The organism is Gemmata palustris (genome assembly GCF_017939745.1).
Classification (GTDB): domain Bacteria; phylum Planctomycetota; class Planctomycetia; order Gemmatales; family Gemmataceae; genus Gemmata; species Gemmata palustris.
The window spans coordinates 2966740-2982245 of sequence record NZ_JAGKQQ010000001.1 but is presented as its reverse complement, the minus strand read 5'-3'; the positions used below and the strand labels follow the sequence as shown (position 1 = coordinate 2982245).

Below are 15506 nucleotides of genomic sequence, written 5' to 3'. Positions count from 1 at the left end.
TCAGTTCGTGTCAGTTCTCGACATGCCGATAGTGAATTGGTAAAATGGGTAACTTAATCCCCGGTTGCCGGTGCCGCGCCGGTGCCACACGTCGGAACGGACGATCCCGCTCGCGCCACGAACTCGGCGCTGACATTCCCGTCCGCGGGTCGGGCCGGCACCCACCCGCTCGGAGACCGGCCTTGTTCCGCTCCATGTTTTTGCTGCGCCGCGGACTCGCGGCGCTCGTGCTCGTTGGCGGATTCGTTGCCGTCATCCGCGCCGAAGACCCGCCGAAAACCCGCGAGCAACAGGTCGCGGAAGTCGAAAAGCAGATCGCCGAGCTCAAGAAGAAGCTCGACGATCTCAAAGCCAAAAATGCAACCGCGCCGGCCGGCAAGAAGCCCCTCACGCTCGCCGATGTGGAGGTCTGGCGCTCCGTTCGCGGGGTCGCGCTGTCGCCGGACGGCAAATGGTTCGCTCACCGCGTCGGGGCAAATGAGGGCGAGACCGAACTGATCCTGCGCAACACCGGTGACGGCAAGGAGACCAAGTTCCCCGGTGGCTCCGGGTTCGGGGCGCTCCAGTTCTCCCTCGATAGCAAGTGGTTCGCGTTCACGTACACACCGGTCACTCCGAAGGGCGGTGCGGCCGCCGGTGCCGCGCGCCCGAAGGGGAAGGTCGTGTTCGTGAATCTGGCCAGCGGTGAGAAGACCGAGATCGAGGGCGCTGCGTCTTTCCGCTTCAACGGCGAGACCGCGTCGCATGTCGCGTACCGCAAAGTCGCGGAACCGTCCGCCGCGCCGCCCGGCCCCGGCGTTTCGGCCGCGCATTTGGGTTCCGATCTCGTGCTGCGCGAACTCGCGTCGGGTACGGATCTTGTGCTGGGTAACGTCGCGGATTTCGAGTTCGATAAAGCGGGCGCGTGGTTAATTACCGTGATCGACGCCACGGGGCAGATCGGGAACGGCGTTCACCTGCGCGACATGAAGACGGGGGCGGTACACCTGATCGAATCGGGCAAGGCGGCCTACCGCGGCTTGACCTGGAACGAGGACGCGACCGCGTTTACCGTCACGAAGGTTACCGACGACCCGGGGTACGAGGCGAAGTGGATCAGCGTGATCGGCTTCACCGACCTCGGCGCGAAGCCGACGAAGACGACCTACGACCCGAAGGACGACAAGGACTTCCCGAAGGACATGGGGATTACCGGGTCGGCTGCGTGGACCGATGCACTCGACGGCTTCAGTTTCAGCATCACGGTGCGGAAGAAGAAGGGTGAAGTCGCCCCGGCGCCGAAGGAGATGAAAACCGAAGCGAAGGTCGATCCGAAGGATGATAGCAAGAAGGGCAAAAAGGCGCCCGCAGCGGGCGGCGCGGGCGACGGCGCCAAGCCGGACCTCGTGGTGTGGCACTGGAAGGACGAGCGCCTCCAACCGATGCAGGAAAAGCAGGCCAGCAGCGACCGCATCGTGACCTACAGCGCGGCGTACTGGACGAAGGACAAGAAGTTCGTGCGCCTCGCGACCGACGAACTGAAGCAGGTGTCGCTGGCCGCGAAACAGAAGTACGCGATCGCGCGCGACTCGAAGCCGTATGAGTACATGAGCTACCTGAACGGCAAGCTCTACACCGACGTGTACGTGATCGACCCGAAGACCGGAGCGAAGACGAAAGCAGCAGAGAAGCTCGTTAGCCTGTTCTTTGGCGGTGCGAGTGCGAACCCGTCCCCGGTGGGCACGCACTTCCTTTACTACAAGGACGGCCACTACCACGTCTACGACATGGCCGCGGCGAAGAGCACGAACGTGACCGAGAAGGTCGGCACGTCGTTCGTCGATGCGGACGACGACCACAACTTCGACAAGCCGGCCACACCCGCGTTCGGCTGGAGCCGCGACGGGAAGTTCGTTTTGCTTTCCGACGGCTGGGACATTTGGCGCGTGAGCGTTGACGGTACCGGCGGCACGAGCCTCACCGAGAACGGCAAGAAAGACGGTATTCGCTACCGCGGGTTGAACCAGTTTGAAGCCGAGCCCAAGCCCGGTACCGATCTCACGCGGCCCGTGTACACGTCGATGTACGGCGAGTGGACGAAGAAGAGCGGGTTCGCTCGCATCGACCCGTCGAAGCCCGGCGCGAACGTGCTGCTGTGGGACGATTGTGCTTACGGAGTGCAGCTCAAAGCGCGCAAGGCGGACACGTTCGTGTTCAGCCGGCAGACCACCGTGGACTACCCCGACTTCTACCTCGCGGACGGAACGTTCAAGAGCGCGAAGAAGGTCACGGACGCGAACCCGCAACAGAAAGAGTACAAGTGGTCCGCGGGGACGAAACTGGTCGAGTACAAGGGCGTGGGCGGGAAGAAGCTCCAGGGCGCGCTGTTCCTGCCGGCCGACTACGAACCAGGCAAGAAGTACCCGACCATCGTGTACATCTACGAGAAACTGTCCGATGGCATTCACCGCTACCAGCCGCCGAGCGCCGGGGCGATCGGCTCGATCTACACGTCGGCCGGCTACGCGGTGCTGATGCCGGACATCACCTACCGGCTGAACGATCCGGGGGTGTCCGCGACCGAGTGCATTCTGCCCGCGCTGGACGCGGCCGTCGCGTCGGGCGTCGTGGACGGTGACAAGGTGGCGCTGCACGGGCACTCGTGGGGCGGGTACCAGACCGCGTTCCTGGTGACGCAGACGAACCGCTTCAAGTGCGCGATCGCGGGGGCCGCGCTCACCGACCTCGTGAGCATGTACAGCAGCGTGTACTGGAACGCGGGCATGGCGAACCAGCCGATCTTCGAGAGCAGCCAGGGGCGGTTCACGGGCGGGTACTGGGATCTCCAGGAGGCGTACATTCGTAACTCGCCCGTGTACCACGCGAAGAACGTGAAGACGCCGCTCCTCCTGTTGCACAACGACAAGGACGGCGCGGTCGATTTCACACAGGGGGTGGAATACTACAACACGCTGCGCCGGCTTCAGAAGCCGGTGGTGATGTTGCAGTACAAGGGTGAGAACCACGGATTGGCGAAGCCGGAGAACCGCACGGACTACGCGATCCGGATGCGCGAGTTCTTCGATCACCACCTCATGGGTAAGCCGGCCCCGGACTGGTGGGCGGAGGGCGTCCCGCACCTGAAGATGGAAGACCACCTGAAGGCGCGCCCCAAGCCGTAATCGACGAATTTAGTCTGGTTTCTTGTGTGTAACATACCGCGCCCCAAGAGAGACTGTGCCTCTCTTGGGGCGCGGCCTGTTTGGGTAATCTCGGTCGTGGGGTAGCCATTCCCCGCTCCCTTGCGGTCGCGGCTCGTTACCACGAAACCGAACGCGATTCCATCTACTTGAGCGCCTCGGCGACGATCTGCTGAGCTTCGCTGACAATTCGGTCGAGGTGTTCGGCGCTGCGGAAGCTCTCGGCGTACACCTTGTAGACGTTCTCGGTGCCCGACGGACGGGCCGCGAACCAGCCGCCCGCGGACACCACTTTGAGCCCGCCGATTGCCGCATCGTTTCCGGGGGCACGGGTCAACTTTGCGGTGATCGAATCGCCGGCCAGCTCCACCGCGGTCACGTTCTCGGGCGCGAGTTTCGCGAGTTTCGCCTTCTGTTCCGGTGTGGCAGGGGCATCAATGCGGGTGTAGCTCGGCATCCCGAACTCGGCCGCGATCTCCGCGAAGTGCTCGCCCGGGTCTTTCCCGGTCACGGCCGTGATTTCGGCCGCGAGTAAACACATAATCGGCCCGTCCTTGTCGGTGGACCACACGGTGCCGTCTTTCCGAAGGAAGCTGGCGCCCGCGCTTTCCTCGCCGCCGAATCCGACGGACCCATCGAACAGCCCCGGCGCGAACCACTTGAACCCGACCGGCACTTCCAACAACTTTCGGCCCAGCGAATGGACCACGCGGTCGATCAACCCGCTGCTGACGAGCGTCTTCCCGATCGCGGCATCCGCGCGCCAGCCGGGTCGGTGGGTGAGCAGGTACCGGATCGCGACCGCGAGGTAATGGTTCGGGTTCATCAGCCCCGCGGACGGCGTGACGATCCCGTGTCGGTCGGAGTCCGGGTCGTTGGCGAACGCGACGCGGAACCGGTCCTTCAGTTCGACGAGCCGGGCCATCGCGTAGGGACTGGAGCAGTCCATGCGGATCTTCCCGTCGTGGTCCGCGGTCATGAACGAGAAGGTCGGGTCGATCACCGGGTTCGTGACTTCGATGTTCAGCCCGTAAGTTTCGTTGATGACCGCCCAGTACCCGCTGGCCGCTCCGCCGAGTGGGTCCACGCCGAGCTTCAACTTGGCCCCGCGAATCGCGTCCATGTCGATCACGTTTCGGAGGTCGTCCACATACGGGCGGACGAAGTCGTCCTGGCGCGTGGTCGTTGCGGTGAGGGCCGACAGCGGCGGAACGCGCTTCACGCCCGCGTTGTTCCCGCGCAGGAGCTCGTTCGCGCGGTCCTGGACCCACTTCGTGACGTCGGTATCGGCCGGTCCGCCGTTGGTCGGGTTGTACTTGAACCCGCCGTCCTCGGGCGGGTTGTGCGACGGCGTAATCACGATCCCGTCGGCGAGGCCCGTTGTGCGCCCGCGGTTGTGAACGAGGATCGCCCGCGAGATCACCGGCGTCGGCGTCACGCCGTCGTGCTGTTGAATGACGGTTTCGGCACGGTTGGCCGCGAGCACCTCCAGGGCCGTGCGCTGGGCCGCGGCGGAGAGCGCGTGCGTGTCCTTGCCCATGAACAGTGGGCCGGTGATCCCGTGGGCCGTGCGGTAATCGCAGATGGCTTGCGAGATCGCGAGAATGTGGGCTTCGGTGAACGTGTTGTTGCCCGGCGTGCCGCGGTGCCCGCTCGTGCCGAACGCGACCCGCTGGTTGGGATCGCCCGGGTCGGGTTTGTGGGCGTAATACTCTCGCTCCAGCGCGGCGACGTTGGTGAGCAGTTCTTTCGGGACCGGCTTCCCGGCGAGCGGCGAGATCGGCATCGGATCATCTCGAATGTGGTCGCGAACACAGTTCCAATTCATTCAATCAACGGCACGCGGTTCCGCACTTCCGATTTCGGCCGCGTGTCGGCGAATCGCGCCGTCACGGGGAGACCGAACCGGGTGGGTAATATTTCGGAGCACATTTTGGCCCGAATCCGTCGGCACGCGAACCGTATTCCCGCGTGCCGACGGATTCGTGTGGCACGCAGGACCGCCGGTTCCAGAGGGCCGCGCGACTACTGCGCCGCGGGCTTCTCGTGGTGCCCGCCAAAAGCGTGCCGCATCGCGGACAGCAACCGGTTCGCGTACTCGTCCTCGCCGCGCGAGGAGAAGCGCTCGAACAGCGCTGCGGTCAGCACCGGGGCCGGAACGCCCTCGTCGATTGCCGCGGCAACGGTCCAGCGCCCCTCGCCGGAGTCCGACACCCGGCCGGCGAAACTCGCGAGGTCCGGGTCCGATCCTAGCGCCTGGGCGGTCAGATCGAGCAGCCAGGACGAGACGACGCTCCCGCGGCGCCACACTTCCGCGATATCGGCCACGTTCAGATCGTACTGATAGTGTTCGGGAGCGCGGAGCGGGGTCGTTTCCGCGTCGGCCGCGTGCTCGCGCCGGCCCACGTTCGCGTGCCGGAGGATGTTCATCCCCTCCGCATAGGCGGCCATGATCCCGTACTCGATGCCGTTGTGAACCATTTTGACGAAGTGCCCGGCCCCGTTCGGTCCGCAGTGCAAGTAGCCGTGTTCGGCGGGGCGCGTCGGTCCCTCCTTCCCCGGTGTGCGCGGGGCCGAATCAATTGGCGGAGCGAGCGTGGCGAAGATCGGGTCCAGGTGCTTTACGACCGCGGGTTCGCCGCCGATCATCTGGCAGTACCCGCGCTCCAGCCCGAACACGCCGCCGCTCGTCCCCACATCGACGTAGTGCAACCCCTTCGCACTCAGTTCCTTGGCCCGGCGAATGTCGTCCACGTAGTAGGAGTTCCCGCCATCAATCACGATGTCGCCCGGATCGAGGCGCGAGGTGAGGTCGGCCAGTGCGCGATCGACGATGGCGGCGGGGACCATGAGCCAGATCGCCCGCGGTTTGGCGAGCTTCTTGACCAATTCGTCGAGCGACGCGGCACCGACGGCGCCGTCTTTGACCAGCGCTTGCACGGCTTCGGGGTGCATGTCGAACACGACGCACTCGTGCTTGTTGCGCATGAGCCGGCGAACCATGTTGGCCCCCATTCGACCCAGACCGATCATCCCGAGTTGCATGAGGAACTCCCGAGTGGTGAAGAACCGGAACGGACCGAGAGAGGTACGAGGGGGCGAACGAACGGACTCGCGCCGGGCGCCCGACCCATCGTGTGTTCTATCTCGTTCGTCCCGCGCCGCCTCCGTCTTCGCCCATAAGAAAAGAAAGATGACCACTGATCCACAACTGCCGACCGGCGGTACGCTGTTCGGGCGCCGGCCCTACGTACTCTTTCTGACTGGTCGATTCTTCAGCACCCTGGCGACCGGCTCTCAGGCGGTCACGATCGCGTGGGAAGTGTACGAAATCGCCCGCCGGACGATGGACGTCGAGGAGGCCGCGTTCGCGGTGGGGATGATCGGGCTGGCTCAATTCCTTCCCCTCATCTGCTTGACGCTCGTGGCCGGGGAAGCGGCCGACCGGCACAACCGCCGGCTCATTCTCGTCCTGTGTTACGTGACTCAGTTGCTCACGTCCGTGGGGCTCGCGTTCCGATCGGAATTCGGAACCGGGTTGTGGCCGATCTTCGTTCTGTCGGCCCTGTTCGGTAGCGCGCGGGCCTTCTTTCATCCGGCCGCCAGCGCACTCGGGCCGATGCTGGTGCCGATCCATCTACTACCCCGTGCGATTGCGACGAACTCCCTGGTGGCACAACTGGGGAGTATTCTCGGCCCGGCCCTCGGCGGGCTGTTGTGCGCGATCTCTCCGGTTCTCGGGTACTCCGTGAGCGCCGGGCTCTACGTGGGATCGACCCTTTGTTGCTTGCTGATCCGTGCCGACGCCCGGCCGCCGTTCGAGCACGGCCGCTCGCGAGTGGCACAGATTCGGGAAGGGCTCGGGTACGTGTGGCACAACAAACTGGTTCTGGGCGCGATCTCTCTGGACTTGTTTGCCGTGCTGCTCGGGGGTGCCACCGGATTGCTTCCCGTGTTCGCCCGCGATGTGTTGCACGTTGGCCCGGAAGGGTTCGGGATTCTGCGTTCGTCTCCGGCTATTGGCGCGCTGATCGTGGCCGGGTGCCTGGCTCTGCGCCCGATTCGTAGCGGCGCCGGGTGGAAAATGCTCCTCGCGGTCGCGTTGTTCGGGGTGATGACGCTGGTGTTCGCGTACTCGCGGTCGTTCTGGCTCTCCGTTCTGGCCCTTGCGGTGCTGGGTGGGGCCGACATGGTGTCGGTGTTCACGCGGCAGAGTCTCGTGCAGATCGCGACACCGGACCGGATGCGCGGCCGGGTCTCGGCCGTCTCGACGCTGTTCATCGGGGCATCGAACGAACTAGGCGAGTTCGAGAGCGGGGTCGTTGCCCGGTTCCTCGGTCCGGTCGGCGCGGTCGCTTTCGGCGGGGTCGGGTCGCTGGTCGTCACGGGCATCTGGACGTGGTTGTTCCCCACATTGCGGAAAGCGGACCGGCTCACGTAAACGGGGGCGTTGTTCGGCACACCACTTGCGGCGAGGACGTGTGGCGGTTGTTAGAGTCGCCCACTTCTCCCAACAGCGGAGGCTCATCGTGAGAGACGTTACCATTCGCCGGTGCCCGACGTGTCCGAACATCGGGAGCCACACCGACCAAATTACGGCCGCGCTTCGGAACGATCCCAACCTCAATGTCCGGGTCGTGGACGGCAACAAGGGCGAGTTCAACGTCGAAGTGGACGGCAGAACTATCAATGGATCGAGCGGCGGATCGCTGCGCACCCCGGATGAACTGGCTGCCGAGATTCGCGGAGCCGAGGTCACATCCGCGGGCTGAGCGAAGGCGAGTTCTCGTGCTGCACAACGAACGCCGGTTTCGGGCACGTGGCTCGGAACCGGCGTTGTTTCTTGTGCACCTGATGCTTGCGGTTCCAGCACCGTGGCGGTACGGTGGGTTCACTATGCGCACATTTTTCGTCACGCTCTCCGTGCTGTTGCTCACCGGAACTGTTTGGGGCCAAAAGGCCGAGTATCCCGCGCTGAAGCAGCGGCTCCAGCGCGGCAACTTCGCGGAGGCGCTCGCGGGGTACGACGAACTCGCGAAGAACGAGAAGGTGCCGGTCGCGTTCATCGGTCAGGCCGCGTGCTACCGCGCGCAGGGCGAGAACGTGAAGGCACTCGATGCGCTCGACGCCGGACTGAAGGCCGCGCCCGACAATCCCGACCTGCTCGGCCATCGGGCGGATCTACTCTTCGCGCTTGGTAAATGGGACGACGCGACGAAGGACGTCGAAGCCGCCATCAAGAAAGACGCCAAGCACTTTCTCGCGCGGTGGGTACGCGCCCGGGTGTTGCGTGATAAGGGCGATTTATCGGCTGCGGACACCGAAATGCGGTGGTTCGTGAAGGCGTACACCGATGCCGCGACGAGCGAGAAAGAGATCACCGACCCGGAGAAGTTGCTCATCGTCGCGCAGGCGGGCATCGAGAACGCGACTACGCACAACAAACCGGATCAGTTCAAGTTCATCCTCACGGAAGTTCTGCGCGACGCGCTCAAGTGCGATGCGGATTGTTGGCAGGCCGAGTACCTCAGCGGTCGGCTCTTTTTGGACAAGCACAACCGCGCGGACGCGGCTAATGCGTTCGATGCCGCACTCAAGATCAACCCGAAGGCCGCGGAAGCGCTGGTCGGGAAGGGGCTCATCGCGCTGGAGCGGATGGACTTCGCCGACGCCGAGCGCCAGGCGGATAACGCGCTGAAGGTGAACCCCAAGCACCCCGGCGCGCTGCGGTTGAAGGCCGACGTGCGTTTCGCGGAAGCCGACCCCACGAGCGCGGAGAAACTCCTTCTCGCGGCGAAGGCGATCGGCCCGCGGGACGAACCGACGCTCGCGCGCCTCGCGGCACTGCGCCACTTGGCCGGCGATAAAGTCGGGTACGCGACGGCGGGTAAAGAGGTCGAAGTGTTTGATGCCAAGCCCGCGCAATTCTACTTGGAACTTGGCACGATCTTCACCGAAACACGCCAGTTCGTGATCGCCGCGGAGTGTTTTGAGAAAGCGAGTGAGTTGCGCCCCGCACTGCCCGGCCCGAAAGCCGGGTTGGGGCTGCTCCTTTACATGCAGGGGCGCGAGCCGGAAGCGCGGGCCGCACTCAAGGCCGCGATGAAGGCCGATCCGTTCAACGTGAAGGCCGACAACGCGCTCACCGTACTCGACGAACTCGCCGAATATGCCACGACGGAAACGCCGCACTTCGTGATCCGCTTCGACAAGAAGAACGATAAGGTGATGGCCGCGTTCCTGGCGGACGTGCTGGAAGAGACGTTCGCGGAACTCGCGAACCAGTACAGCTTCACGCCCCCGGGAAAGATACTCGTGGAAGTGTTCGCCCGGCGGCAAATGTTCAGCGGGCGCATCGCGATGTTGCCGGGGCTTCCGGGTGCCGTTCAGGGGGCGTGTACGGGGCCGCTCATCGCGCTGCCTTCGCCCCGGGCCGATGGCGGCGCGCGGGCGTACAACTGGGCCATCGTCGTTCGGCACGAACTCACGCACGCATTTAATCTGCTCCAGACGGCGCACCGCGCGCCCGTTTGGTTAACGGAGGGTTTGGCCGTGCGCGCGGAACACACCAAGCGCTTCGGTCAGGTCGCACTCGTGCTCCGCGACCGGCTCGCCGCGGGGACCGCGTTCGACCTCGATACCATTTCACGCGCGTACAAGCGGTTCAACCAGCCGGCCGACGTGATGCTCGCGTACTACCAGGGGCTCCTGTACGTCGAGTACATCGTGAAAACGCACGGTGAGGAAGGGGTTGCGAAGGTGCTGAACGCTTACAAGACGACGAGCGATACCGCAGCGGCACTGAAATCCGCACTCGGGACGGAGAAGACGGATTTTGAAGCGGGCTATCGCAAGTACCTCGCGGACGTGGTGAAGTCCGCGACCCCACGGCGCCCCGACAAGCCGATGACCTTCGCCGAACTCGAGGCCGCACACAAGGCGAAGCCGGATGACCCAGACCTGGCCGCGCGGCTCGCGGGAGAATACCTCCGGCGCGACAAATCCGCAGACGCGAAGAAGCTGGTGGAGGCTGTGCGAGCGAAGGAGAAGGGGCACCCAGGGGCGTCGATCGTGGCCGCTCGGTTGCTCCGGCGCGCGAAGGACGATGCCGGCGCACGGGCCGCGCTAGAAGAAGCCGCGGACGAAAACCCCGAGGACGGGCGCGTGCTGCTCGAACTCGGCAAGCTCTTGTTCGAGTTGAAGGATTTCGACAAGGCTGCAAAAACATTCGAGAACGGGCTCAAGTTCGCCCCGGGCGAAGCCGAATGGCTCGAACAACTCGCGCGCGTTTACGACGTGGGGAAGAAACCCGACCAACTCGCCCTCGTGCTTTCAGACCTCATCGTCGCGAACCCGGACGACATCGCGCTCCACATTCGGCTCGCGAAGCTGCACGTGAATGCCAACCGCCCGCTGTTCGCCGAGCGCATCGCGCTCCGGGCGCTCCACATTGATGTGATGAACGGCGACGCGAAAGAGCTGCTCATTGCCGCGCTCGCCGCGCAGAAGAAAGACAAAGAAATCGAAGCCCTCCGCAAGCGCTACGAGTGAGTTTCGCGCGCGATTCGGCGGGACCGGCGCTGTCCCACGCGGATCGCCATAGAATCAATCCTCGGCCTCTTCCCGGTCCTCCCTTCTGGAGCTTTTAACATGCGTTCCCTCTCGCGTCGCGACTTCCTGGCTGCTTCCGCTGCGGTCGGTGGGGTCGCGCTCCTCCCGCGCCTGGTGCCCGCCGCCGAACCGACCGAAGTGTTCAAAATCTCGCTCGCGCAGTGGTCGCTGCACAAAGCATTCTTCGCGAAGAAGATCGACGCGCTCAAGTTCGCGGAGATCAGCGCGAAGGAATACGGCATCAACGGCGTCGAGTACGTCAACCAGTTCTACAAGGACAAGAAGAACGACGGCGCGTACCTCAAGGACCTGAAGAACGTCGCGGACGACAACAAAGTGGTGAGCGTCCTCATCATGTGCGACGGCGAGGGGAACCTCGGCGACCCGGACGAAAAGAAGCGCGCCACCGCGGTCGATAACCACAAGCGCTGGGCGGAGTGGGCGAAGTTCCTCGGGTGCCACAGCATCCGCGTGAACGCCGCGAGTGACTGGAAGAAGGGCTTCGCCGAAACGCAGAAGCTCGCCGCCGATGGCCTGCGCAAGCTCGCGGAACTCACCGACACGCTCGGGATCAACACCATCGTGGAGAACCACGGCGGGCTGTCGAGCCACGGCGAATGGCTCGCGGGCGTGATGAAGCTCGTGGATCACAAGCGCTGTGGAACGCTGCCGGACTTCGGCAACTTCAACATCGGCAAGATCGAAGGCGTGAAGGAAACCGCCTACGACCGCTACAAGGGCGTGGACGAGCTGATGCCCTACGCGAAGGGCGTGTCGGCCAAGACGCACGACTTCGACGACAAGGGGAACGAAACTCACACCGATTACCGCAAGATGATGGAAATCGTGGTGAAGAAGCACAAGTACTCGGGGTTCGTCGGGATCGAGTACGAGGGCGGTAAGATCGGCGAGCCCGAGGGCATCAAAGCCACGAAGAAGCTGCTAGAAACCGTTCGCGCCGAGCTCGCGAAGAAGTAAGATGAAGACAGCCGCGGATAAACGCAGATAAACACGGATCAAGACAGAAGAGCTTTTCGACAGGATCAACAAGATTCACGAGATTAAAATTCTGAATCCTGTCGATCCTGTTAATCCTGTCCAATACTCTTCTGCCTTTTGTTCCGATCCGCGTTTTCTGTGTTCATCCGTGGCGCTCTTGATCTCGGAGCATTTCCATGCCGTTGTACGTGTACGAAGTGGTGCTCGCGGACGGGGCCGGGGGCGAGCAGTTCGAGGTGTTCCAGAAGATGTCCGACGGCACACTCACGACGCACCCGGAGACCGGTGAGCCGGTGCGCCGGGTGTTCACCGAGGCCAACGCGCCGCGGGCCTGGACCGATACGCAGGGCAAGGCCGCGGTCAGCGACAAGAACCTCGCGTCGAAGGGGTTCACCAAGTACGTGAAGACCGACAAGGGCACCTACGAGAAGGCCGCCGGCGCCGGGCCGAAGAAGATTCAGCGCAAGTGACCGAAACTCGTTCGGGTGGCGCGCATCCAATCAGCATGAAAACTCAACTGCTCGTTCTCATCTTTCTCTGCTTCGTTGCGGTTCTCGTGGCCTGGGCCTTTGTGTCGCGCGGGGTGATGGCCCCGGCCCCGCTGCCCGAGCGCGAGGGCAAACCCGTTGGCGGTGCGAAGGTCGTGAAAACGGACGCGGAATGGCGCGCCCAGCTTTCGCCAGAACAGTACCGCGTCACCCGTGAACGCGACACCGAGCGCGCGTGTACGGGCGCGTTCTGGAACACGAAAGACGACGGCGTGTACGCCTGCGTGTGCTGCGGGCAACCGCTGTTCGATTCGCTCACGAAGTTCGATAGCGGGACCGGTTGGCCGAGCTTCAAGGAGCCGGTCGCAGAGGACAACGTGAGCACGAAGACCGACCGCGGTCACTTCATGACGCGGACGGAAGTGCTGTGCAGCCGGTGCGATGCGCACCTGGGGCACGTCTTCCCGGACGGTCCCCCGCCGCACGGTCTGCGGTTCTGCCTGAACTCCGCGGCGCTCAAGCTCGTTCCGCGGTTCGCGATTGATGAAAGGCGGTAAGTTGTTGGTCGCGGTGTTGAACTCCCACACCATCGCGAACGGCGCAGCGTAAGTCCGCCGGTGGCATTTGGCGAACGGCCGGTGTGAGCCGGCCGGTGAGAGCAATCCGAGTAAATACCCGCGCCTGGTGTGCGGAGGCGTAGCCCAGTAGTCTCACCGGCCGGCTCACACCGGCCGTTCGCCGGGGGCACTCGCTGAGCATTACACCATCGCTGGCCGAACCGTTCGCTGCACCAATAATCGACTTCCTCACTGAACAATTCGGCGAACCGGAACGCATTGCACGGCCGGGTGATGTCACCACCCACACGTACCGGCCCGAAGGCGGCACGATTCGCGTGACCGCGGATGCCCCCGCGTACCTCGATCCGCTGTCCGCGTGGTGGATTCACGCGGCTACGCCCGAGCGCCTGGCCGAGTTCGCACGGCTCCTCCTGCCGTGGGGCACGCTCGGCGCGACACTTCGCGCGGATACCGATCCCGCCCGGGATGTCCTTCATCGAATCCGCACGGGCGCGCCGAACTAACCGACACTTTCGGCCGGAACATTTGTCGGGGAACCACCTTCGGGGCCATAAATCGGCGAGCAACCGCCGGTTTGAATCGGTAGAATATCGTCGTTCCAAAGGTTAGGCTCAGAGGTCGCGCCATGCTGATCGGCCAGCAGATCGGCCCGTTTGAAATCGAGAAGGAACTGGGCAGCGGCGCGATGGGCACCGTGTACCGGGCGAAGTTCCACCGCAGTGCGGAAAAGGTCGTTCCAGTCGCGCTGAAGGTTGTGGCGCTCGGGCTGCTCGGCAACGAAGGGGCGATGGCCCGCTTCGAGCGGGAAGCGAACATCCTCAAACAGCTCCGGCACCCCCACATCGTCCGGCTCATCGCGCACGGCAAGATCAACAAGTCGAACCCGTACATCGCGATGGAGTACATCGACGGCGAGGCCCTCGACCGGGTGCTCTCGCGCCGCGGAAAGCTCGGGTGGGAGGAAGTCGTCTCCTACGGCAAGCAGTTGGCCGAGGCACTCCAGTACGCCCACAACAAGGGCATCATCCACCGCGACCTGAAACCGTCCAACCTGATGATTACGCACGACGGCGTGCTGAAACTCACCGACTTCGGCATCGCGAAGGACACGGACGTGACCGCCCTCACCGGGGCGAACAGCACCATCGGCACGGCCGCGTACATGTCGCCCGAACAGTGCAAGGGCGACCGCAACCTGAGCAACAAGTCCGACCTGTACTCGCTCGGGATCGTGTTCTTCGAGCTGCTCACCGGGCGGAAGCCGTTCGCCGCCGAAACTACCGTCGAAATGTTCCTCAAGCACGTGAACGAGAGCGCCCCGCGCATCGGTAAGCTGGTGAACGAACTGCCGCCGAAGTTCGAGTCGCTCATCCTCCAACTGCTCGAAAAAGACAAGGAAGAGCGGCCGGTGGACGCGGCGTGGGTGGCGCGGATGCTCGGGGAGATCGAGGACGACGCCTTCGCGCGCAAGAGCGCCGGGCTCGCCGCGGCACAGGTGCGCACGGCGAAGCCGCTAAATCAGTCCGGCGAGAAGATGGACGCGACCGACAAGGAGGCCGCCCGCGCGCTCCGCGGGAAGAAGAAAAAGGTCAAGAAGAAGGTCGCGGTCCCGCTGCACGAGCAAACGTGGGTTCACGCCGTCGGGATCATCGCGATCCTTTTTGCGATCGCGGCCGGCGCGTACTTCGCGCTCAAGCCCGCGGGACCGGAGAAGATGTTCGCGGCCATCGAGAAGGCGGACACGCCCGCGGCGAAAGTCGACGCCGCGAAGCGGTTCCTCGAAGCGCACGGCTCCAAAGGTGGTGAACTCGTCGACCGGGCCGCGACGACCTTCCGCGCCTCGATTGTCAGCGAGCGCGAGCGGCAACTGACGAACCGGAGCGAGTCGCGCACGCTGCGCAAGCCCACCGAGGGCGACGACCCCGACGCCTTCGATAACGCGATGCAGGCCATCGACGCGGAGAAGGTCGGTGACATGGGCCTCGCCGACGCGCTATGGGCGAAGGTGAAGGGCCGGTTCCCGGAAGAAGCGAAATTGCCGTTTACGGTCAACGACGAGGTGCTCCCGAAGGCGCTCTGGGGGTGGGTCGCGGACAAGCGCACGCAGGACATCAAGGCCGCGCGCGCCGAGTTCGTGAAGTTGCAGGATAAAATCAAGAGCAGCCGGCTCTACGAGCAACCGCTGAAGTTCGACACGGGGAACCCCGAAGCGATCGCGCTCCGGGTGATGCGCCTCACCACACACAACGACCCGGAGAAGGCCTGGCGCACGTGCGACACGCTCATCGCGCTGACCGAGAAGGACAGCGACAAGCACGCCTGGTTCCTGCTCGGCTGTAACCTGAAGAGCAAGACGAACAAGGGCGCGAGCGACCCGGTCGCGGTGCGCCTCAAGAACCTCACGATGCTGCTGGACCGCGTCGAGGCCACCGCGAACGACGTGAAGAAGAACCCAGAAAGCTCGGATCGCCTCGTCTGGGAGCGCACCGTTCGGACCGAGTGCCGCGAGATCGCCGAACTGTACGACGACGAGACCGACGAGAAGGTGAAAGAGGCCGTCACCCGCGCCGCCAAGATCGCGGACTCGGTCCCCAAAAAATCCTAGTTCCAGTAGTTGCCGACCGCACCCAACACACAAGAATATGCAA

Annotated in this window: 11 protein-coding genes; 9 read left to right on the top strand and 2 right to left on the bottom strand. The window is 64.1% G+C overall.

What is annotated here, in order from left to right:
* Positions 1 to 182 precede the first annotated feature (182 nt).
* Positions 183 to 3161: a S9 family peptidase gene (locus J8F10_RS12130; protein WP_246523201.1), complete on the top strand. Its 2979-nt coding sequence runs from the start codon at positions 183 to 185 to the stop codon at positions 3159 to 3161.
* 163 nt (positions 3162 to 3324) lie between these two features.
* Here J8F10_RS12130 and pgm read toward each other — a convergent pair whose 3' ends face one another.
* Together pgm and gnd are read right to left on the bottom strand one after the other, a co-directional pair.
* On the bottom strand, positions 3325 to 4965 hold the full coding sequence (pgm, locus tag J8F10_RS12125; protein WP_210654074.1) for a phosphoglucomutase (alpha-D-glucose-1,6-bisphosphate-dependent): 1641 nt from the start codon (positions 4963 to 4965) through the stop codon (positions 3325 to 3327).
* Positions 4966 to 5204: 239 nt separating this feature from the next.
* A complete protein-coding gene (gnd, locus tag J8F10_RS12120; RefSeq protein ID WP_210654073.1) occupies positions 5205 to 6224 on the bottom strand; it encodes a phosphogluconate dehydrogenase (NAD(+)-dependent, decarboxylating) in 1020 nt (339 codons plus the stop codon).
* A 148-nt stretch (positions 6225 to 6372) separates the two neighbouring features.
* On the opposite strand from gnd, the gene J8F10_RS12115 reads away from it, so the two are divergent.
* The 8 genes from J8F10_RS12115 to J8F10_RS12080 all read left to right on the top strand — a co-directional run bounded on the left by J8F10_RS12115 (position 6373) and on the right by J8F10_RS12080 (position 15463).
* Entirely contained in the window at positions 6373 to 7620 is a 1248-nt protein-coding gene (locus tag J8F10_RS12115; RefSeq protein WP_210654072.1) for an MFS transporter, read from the top strand.
* 88 nt (positions 7621 to 7708) lie between these two features.
* On the top strand, positions 7709 to 7951 hold the full coding sequence (locus J8F10_RS12110; RefSeq protein WP_210654071.1) for a hypothetical protein: 243 nt from the start codon (positions 7709 to 7711) through the stop codon (positions 7949 to 7951).
* Between the two features lie 124 nt (positions 7952 to 8075).
* Complete coding sequence (locus J8F10_RS12105) at positions 8076 to 10730, top strand: tetratricopeptide repeat protein (RefSeq protein WP_210654070.1); 2655 nt, start codon at positions 8076 to 8078, stop codon at positions 10728 to 10730.
* Positions 10731 to 10829: 99 nt separating this feature from the next.
* Entirely contained in the window at positions 10830 to 11768 is a 939-nt protein-coding gene (locus J8F10_RS12100) for a sugar phosphate isomerase/epimerase family protein (protein WP_210654069.1), read from the top strand.
* 197 nt (positions 11769 to 11965) lie between these two features.
* Entirely contained in the window at positions 11966 to 12259 is a 294-nt protein-coding gene (locus tag J8F10_RS12095) for an FmdB family zinc ribbon protein (RefSeq protein ID WP_210654068.1), read from the top strand.
* 35 nt (positions 12260 to 12294) lie between these two features.
* Positions 12295 to 12834: a peptide-methionine (R)-S-oxide reductase MsrB gene (gene msrB, locus J8F10_RS12090; RefSeq protein ID WP_210654067.1), complete on the top strand. Its 540-nt coding sequence runs from the start codon at positions 12295 to 12297 to the stop codon at positions 12832 to 12834.
* A 338-nt stretch (positions 12835 to 13172) separates the two neighbouring features.
* Entirely contained in the window at positions 13173 to 13361 is a 189-nt protein-coding gene (locus tag J8F10_RS12085) for a hypothetical protein (RefSeq protein ID WP_210654066.1), read from the top strand.
* A gap of 122 nt (positions 13362 to 13483) precedes the next feature.
* Positions 13484 to 15463 carry a serine/threonine protein kinase gene (locus J8F10_RS12080; RefSeq protein ID WP_210654065.1) on the top strand — a complete coding sequence of 660 codons (1980 nt, stop codon included), beginning with the start codon at positions 13484 to 13486 and terminating at the stop codon, positions 15461 to 15463.
* Positions 15464 to 15506: the final 43 nt, after the last annotated feature.